Raw genomic sequence first — 6,286 nt, forward strand, 5'->3', positions numbered from 1 at the left:
ACGGCAAATGCGGCTAGACCGCTTCGTTCGTTGCGCCCTCGTAGCGCGCCTGGCGGCGCTGCTGGCCTTCGATCGCGGCGTCGGCCAGCTTGGACACGATCAGCCGCACGCCGCGAATGGCATCGTCGTTCGCCGGAATGACGAAATCGATGACATCGGGATTGCAGTTCGTGTCGACCATCGCGAGGATCGGAAGGCCCAGCTTGCGCGCCTCGGCAACCGCTAGCTGCTCGCGGTGCGGATCGACGATGAACAGCGCGCCCGGCAGCCGATCCATCGTCTTGATGCCGCCGAAGGTCCGGTTCAGCTTGACGATCTCTTCTTCGAGCTTCAGCCCTTCCGCCTTGGTCAGCTTGGCAAAGTCGCCGCGATCACGGCGGGCCTCAAGCTCGGCCAGGTGGTTGAGCCGCTCCCGAATAGTCTGAAAGTTTGTCAGCGTACCGCCCAGCCAGCGGTTCGTAACGGCATATTGGTTCGATCGGGCCGCTTCTTCGGCCACGATGTCCTGCGCCTGCTTTTTCGTGCCCACGAACAGCACTTTCTGTCCGCGCGCCGCCAGGTCTGAGATGAACTCGTATGCTGTCTGCACGGCAGGAATCGTCTGCTGAAGATCGATGATGTGAATGCCGTTCCGCTCGGTGAAGATGAACGGGCGCATCTTGGGATTCCAGCGCCGTGTCTGGTGCCCAAAATGCACGCCCGCCTCCAAAAGCTCGCGCATGCTGATGACGCGCTCGCGCTGGGCAGGTGCTTGTGCTTGTGCCAACGGTTTCCTCCTAAAGATTCTTAGCTCCGCCACCTCTGTCATTCCGACGCACGACCAAGCGTTCTCGGCAGACGTTCGTCAGTCGGGAGGTGTGTGTGCTGGCCTTTTTTGGGCCGAAGCGTAGTATAGCACATGGTGTAGTTGACGGCAAAAGTCGAGGCGCTGCCAGCGCTTTGCAGTGGGCCGAATCGCTGCTCTGCGCTATGGAAGCACACGAAAGAGCCACGCTCCAGCCGGGATCGTATCCTGCCTGGGCGCGGCTCCACGGGCCGGTGATGGCGGCGGACTGAACGGCGAGCGCTACTCAGCCGCGTGTACCGGCTGTACTCTGGCGGTCCGTCTCCGCACGAGGAGCAGGCCGAGCAGAATCAAGGCGAGCGGATACAGCAGCGCCCAGCCGAACGTGCCCATTGTCACCATAACTAAGGCCAGGCTTACCAGGCCAAACAGACGGAACCACAGGTTACTTGCCAGCTTGATGTAGGCGATCACGCTCAAGCCGTACAGAATAAAGAAGTTCTGACCGGCAATTTGCAGCAGTTGCCCAAGCGTGACGATCCCTAAAAAGTGCGTGACCGCGACGATCGTAAAGATCGTAATTACCAGCGCGATGGCCGGGCGCGGCGTTCTTGAGCGCGGATCGACCTCTGCAAGCACGCGCGGCAGCAAGCCCTCGCGCGCCGATGAGAAGACGAGCCGCGAGGCGGCCCATGTCGCGCCAATCAGGTTGGTCGCAATAATGACCACGCCGATCAGCGCGACGACTTTCTCGCTGACGGAGCCGAGCACAGCGCCTAACATACGCGCAACTGGAGCCGTCGTCAGCGCGCTATCCTGCGGCGATAATGTCAACTGAATGCCGAGCGCGATTGCCAGGTAGAGCAAGATCACGATGATGAAGCTGGCGCTGACCGCTATCGGAAAGTCTCGCCTGGGATTACGATATTCTTCAGCCGTGAATGAGAGCATTTCCCAGCCGGTATAGGCGAAGAAGACCAGCCCAAGCGATGGCAGCGCAGCCTGCCACATGCTCAGCGGCGCGACTGGTGTGCCGACGCTGTGATCGCCAAAGATCAGCGCGGCCAGCGCGGCGATGCCCAGGATCGCGACGAGCGAGAATGATAGGATCTGCTGGATACGTCCCGAAATTTTCGCGCCCTGGTAGTTGACGATCGCGGCCAGGGCGAGCAAGCCCAGCGTCCCGATGATCGTGCCGATCGTGCCGCCGTTGATCGCAAGGCTAAAATAGTTGCCGCCGGTGGTGGCAATTGCAGGAATGCCAAGCGAGAACGTGCCAAGGACCAGCAGCTCGGTCGCTGCCGCAAGGGGCCGCGAAAAGGCGGCCTGGACAAAGCCCGCAATGCCGCCGGCGCTCGGAAAATTCGCGCCGAGATACGCAAAGATAATGAGCAGCGGAATAACCAGCAGCGCATTCAGCAGCCACGAATAGATCGCAGCACCGCCTGAGAGTTGATATGCAAGACCGGGCAAAACAAGCAGCCCGCTGCCGACGACGATACTGATAGCCAGGCCGATCGCTTCGCCGATCGTCAGCGTTTTTGCGAGCTCGGATGACGATGTACTCACCTTGGTTTCTCCTCACGCGGGTGCGCGCGCATGTTGTGCGTGGTTCATGAATGTGCTGGGTGTCGAGCGGTAGAGGCAGAAATGCAGCACTCTTGAGCCAGAAGCATGTGGCTTCCGGGATCAGCATACTGCATCTCTGTGTTGGCGACCATCAGCGCTTAGTGGAGGGCGATAATGTAGAGGCATCCTTCTGGCCCGGCCACCGAGGAGTGCAGGGTGCCTTTGGGCAGCAAGAGCCGATCGCCGGGGCCGCATTGCTCCGAGCGATCACCGACGGTGAACGTGATCTGCCCTTTGATGATCAGCAGGGTTTCATCCGTCGGATGTGTATGTGTCGGGTGTTCTCGCCCAGGCGTGTCGCGCTGGACCTCAACCGAGCCGGTCGGCGGCAGCAGCTCCATCACAGCTTCTTCAAGGCTGAGGCTGGAGCCGCGAACAATCTGCGCTTGCGCAAATGTCGGCTGCATAGAGGGTCTCTCCTGTAGCTGGGTTAGTGCTTGAAAGGACATTCGGTAAACTCAGTGCTGTTATCGTCCGGCAAGAAGTACTGCTTCCACTCGTTATTGTTGGGATCGCCGTACGCGCCTAGCCCTGGATACGGCGTGATGGTATCGTATTTCACGATACGCTCGCGGATGGAGCGCCGCGCTTTTTCGCCCTTCGGTGTGTTGCCCAATCCTTCAAAAACCCAGCGCGGCTGGAAGGTGATCATAAAGCCTTTGCTGCTGCGGCTGCGGCGCTGTGTGTGAGCCGGGGTATTGCACACGACGAACATCGGATCGCCGTTGAAGCAGAATTCCCAGAGCGCTTCCTGGGTGTCGATCGGAATATCAACAGGCCACAGCGCAGGATCGTGCTCGTGTAGGAACTGGATCACATGCCAAAAGTCCTGGCGATACTCCTCGATCGGCTTGATGGCTGCCTGTGGCTTGAAGAGCGCGACGAGCGATGTCATGCGGCTGAGCGAGCGATAGATGCCGGTGTACTCGACGAGCGAGTTCTTCAGCGTGTATAAACTTTCGTCGTGGTAGGGGTCTTCGAGAAATACAAACCGGAGGTTGTCCTGCTTGAGCGCCTCGACTCCAAAGATACACGGAAACAGCCTTTCCGTTGAAAGAAGGTCGTTTTGGAATGCGTGAAAGGTGTCTTGAGCCCAGGGGGGTAGTTTGGAATCGACGATTCCTTGTCTAATTTCTTCGGCAGATACGATCAGTCCCAGGGCTGTTGCGTCGCTATGCACGGACGTAACTGGGGCTTCAGCCATGAAGGCTACTCCTTGTTGTATAGGGCTGGTAGGCGGTATTTAGATCTTTTATACTAAACGTAAATCTGATTGTCAATAGCCATTTACATATCGAACGAAAGATCGACTACCCCGGCTATCGCCCGGTTTTGTGGTATGATGATCTGTTGTTATGTGGTATATTCTTCACTAAATAGATTAGAACATTTGTTTTATCGTTAAATCCGGGAGCAATGATATGTATTACGATGATGATACGCCGTCGGGCGCTGGTTGCTTCAGCGGTGCGGCGATTCTGGCGCTGGGTCTGGTGATCCTGGGCGCTTTCTTTTACTTTGGTCTTAACCGCGCTACCAGCAACCTGAATCCGTTCGGCGGCGCGTCGATCAACAATCCGCTCGCCGCCGCGCCCACGACGATCTCGGTCGATCGTCCGGCGGTGATCCAGCAGATTCGGGCGCTCAACCGGCTGGAGACGACGACGGCCTCGATCGAAAAGGTGATTACGGCGGAGCAGGGCGGCAGCGCCTTCTATAACTTTTTTCGAGGCGATAAGCTGCTGCTGGTGGCGCACGGCGACGTCATCGCCGGTTTCGATCTGTCGAAGATGCGGCCTGAAGATGTCGTCGTGAGCGAGGACGGCAAGAGCGCGACGGTCGCGCTGCCGCCGCCTGAGATTCTGGTCAGCCGCCTGGATAATGAGAAGACCTATGTATACGATCGCGAGACGGGGATTTTCAACCAGGGCAATCCCGGTCTCGAAAGCGAGGCGCGCCGGGTAGCGGAGCAGCAGATCTTGCAGGCCGCCTGTGAAGATAATATCCTCAAGCGCGCCGCCGACGAAGGCAAGCGCAGCATCGAGAATTTAGTCAAGGCGTTTGGCATTGACACCGTGGTGGTGACTGTGCCTGAGGGACAATGTACGCTGCCGTCGGGTGGTGCATAACTTGCATGAATTCAACGGCGTAGGACCTTGCTCTGCTGCGCGGATGTTGACTAAGGATAGAAAACGATGATCGAACTCACCTACGACCGTGATGCACGGATGCTGTACTGCTATTTCGCCGACATCGAAGAGGGCGAGGATGCATCACAGATCGATATCGACGGTCGGTTTCTGGTGGACGCGGGCCGACAGCTGGTTGGCTTTCAATTTGAAACCGCAGGCGTGCTGCTGTCGGAGGCGCTGCGCTTCGCCGTGGGACACGAGCAGGTCGATTACGATCGCGAGACGGGCGTGCTCACCATCTGGTTCAAGCGCGAGCCGACGCCTGAGCAGGTCGAGTTTCCGTTTCCGGCGATCTTCGACCTGGATCGCAATAGCCGCGTGCTGGGCGTGGAAGTCTTCGCCGAGCCGGAGTTTGAGCTGGGCGCGCGCCTGGAGCACGCCGAGCCGCTGATCGTGGAGGTCTTCGGCGGCGACGATGAGGACGAGGACGAGGCGGGGCCGATGGTCCAGCCGGAGGCCGATCTCGCAGCCGCCGCGCCCGACGGCGGCACTGCCACGCCGGTCGAGGAGCTTGCCGCGCCTGCCGCGCCCGACACGACCGCAGCGATCCTATCCGATGAGGTCGTCCACTCCGGCTTCGTCGCGCTGCTGGGCAAGCCCAACGTCGGCAAGTCCACGCTGCTGAACGCCTACCTGGGCCGGAAAGTCTCGATCGTCTCGCCCAAGCCACAGACGACGCGGCTGCCGGTGCGCGGCATTCTCAACCGCGACGATGCGCAGGTGATCTTTGTGGACACGCCGGGCCTGCACACGCCGCGCTCCGGGCTGGGCGAGTTCATGGTGCAGGCTGCGCGCCGCGCTATCCCCGACTCCGACGTGCTGTGCTTCGTGGTCGACGCATCCGAGCCGCCGTCGAATCTGGACCGTGAGATCGCCGAGGCGATCAAACGCTCGCGCAAACCGGCGATCCTCGTGCTGAACAAGATCGACGTCGCGCGCAAAGCCGATGTCTTTTTGCAGCAGTACCGCGAGCTAGGCCCGTGGGAGCAGGAGGTCGCGGTGTCGGCCAAGACGACCGACGGCCTGCCCACGCTGCTGGACGAGATCGTGCGGCGGCTGCCGCAGGGTCCGCGCCTCTTCCCGGCGGAGCAAGTCACCGACATCTCGGAGCGCGAGCAGGTGGCCGAGCTGGTACGCGAGAAAGTGCTGCTGAACACCTCCGAGGAAGTGCCGCACGGCGTCGCGGTCGAGATCGAAGAGTGGGCCGAGCGCGGCGAGCGACTGTATATCCGCGCGACCGTCAACGTCGAGCGCGAGTCGCATAAAGCGATTGTGATCGGCGAGGGCGGCAAGATGCTCAAGAAGATTGGCGCGGCGGCGCGCTACGAGATCGAGCGGCTGCTTCAGCGGCAGGTCTATCTGGATCTGTGGATCAAGGTGCGCAAAGATTGGCGGCGCGATCCCTCCAGTCTGCGCTGGCTGGGCTACGACATCAAAAAGCTGAAATAGGTGCTTGTCGTGCCCGGCAAGCTCTGGTATGCTAGACAAGAATCGGGGAGCAAGCAAAGAACAAAGGGCCGGGGCTGGAGCTTCGAGCTTTGAACCCTACGGTATTCGGTGGAGCATATGGGCGATCTGACGTACACAACCAGGGCGAGTGCGGGCGGCGGGGCAGCCGAGCGCTACGCCGTGTACGCTGTGCAGCCGCTCCATCGTTAGCGGGCGACGCCTGACTCCCCGC

General features: G+C 60.2%; 6 protein-coding genes. 2 read left to right on the plus strand and 4 right to left on the minus strand.

Annotated features, from left to right (window positions below):
* Window positions 1-13: 13 nt before the first annotated feature.
* The 4 genes from rpsB to VFZ66_09265 all read right to left on the minus strand — a co-directional run bounded on the left by rpsB (window position 14) and on the right by VFZ66_09265 (window position 3,617).
* Window positions 14-766, minus strand: coding sequence for a 30S ribosomal protein S2 (rpsB, locus tag VFZ66_09250; GenBank protein HEX6289364.1), 753 nt, complete (start codon window positions 764-766; stop codon window positions 14-16).
* Window positions 767-1,066: 300 nt separating this feature from the next.
* Window positions 1,067-2,353, minus strand: a complete 1,287-nt coding sequence (locus tag VFZ66_09255) for an amino acid permease (protein HEX6289365.1) — start codon at window positions 2,351-2,353, stop codon at window positions 1,067-1,069.
* Between the two features lie 158 nt (window positions 2,354-2,511).
* On the minus strand, window positions 2,512-2,820 hold the full coding sequence (locus VFZ66_09260; protein ID HEX6289366.1) for a cupin domain-containing protein: 309 nt from the start codon (window positions 2,818-2,820) through the stop codon (window positions 2,512-2,514).
* 23 nt (window positions 2,821-2,843) lie between these two features.
* Window positions 2,844-3,617: a YqcI/YcgG family protein gene (locus VFZ66_09265; protein ID HEX6289367.1), complete on the minus strand. Its 774-nt coding sequence runs from the start codon at window positions 3,615-3,617 to the stop codon at window positions 2,844-2,846.
* 217 nt (window positions 3,618-3,834) lie between these two features.
* Between VFZ66_09265 and VFZ66_09270 the strand changes: the two genes are divergently transcribed.
* Both VFZ66_09270 and era read left to right on the plus strand, forming a co-directional pair.
* Window positions 3,835-4,542 (plus strand): DUF4230 domain-containing protein, encoded by a 708-nt coding sequence (locus VFZ66_09270; protein HEX6289368.1) that lies wholly within the window; start codon window positions 3,835-3,837, stop codon window positions 4,540-4,542.
* A gap of 66 nt (window positions 4,543-4,608) precedes the next feature.
* Entirely contained in the window at window positions 4,609-6,054 is a 1,446-nt protein-coding gene (gene era, locus VFZ66_09275) for a GTPase Era (protein ID HEX6289369.1), read from the plus strand.
* Window positions 6,055-6,286: the final 232 nt, after the last annotated feature.

It is taken from the genome of Herpetosiphonaceae bacterium, assembly GCA_036374795.1.
GTDB lineage: Bacteria > Chloroflexota > Chloroflexia > Chloroflexales > Kallotenuaceae > LB3-1.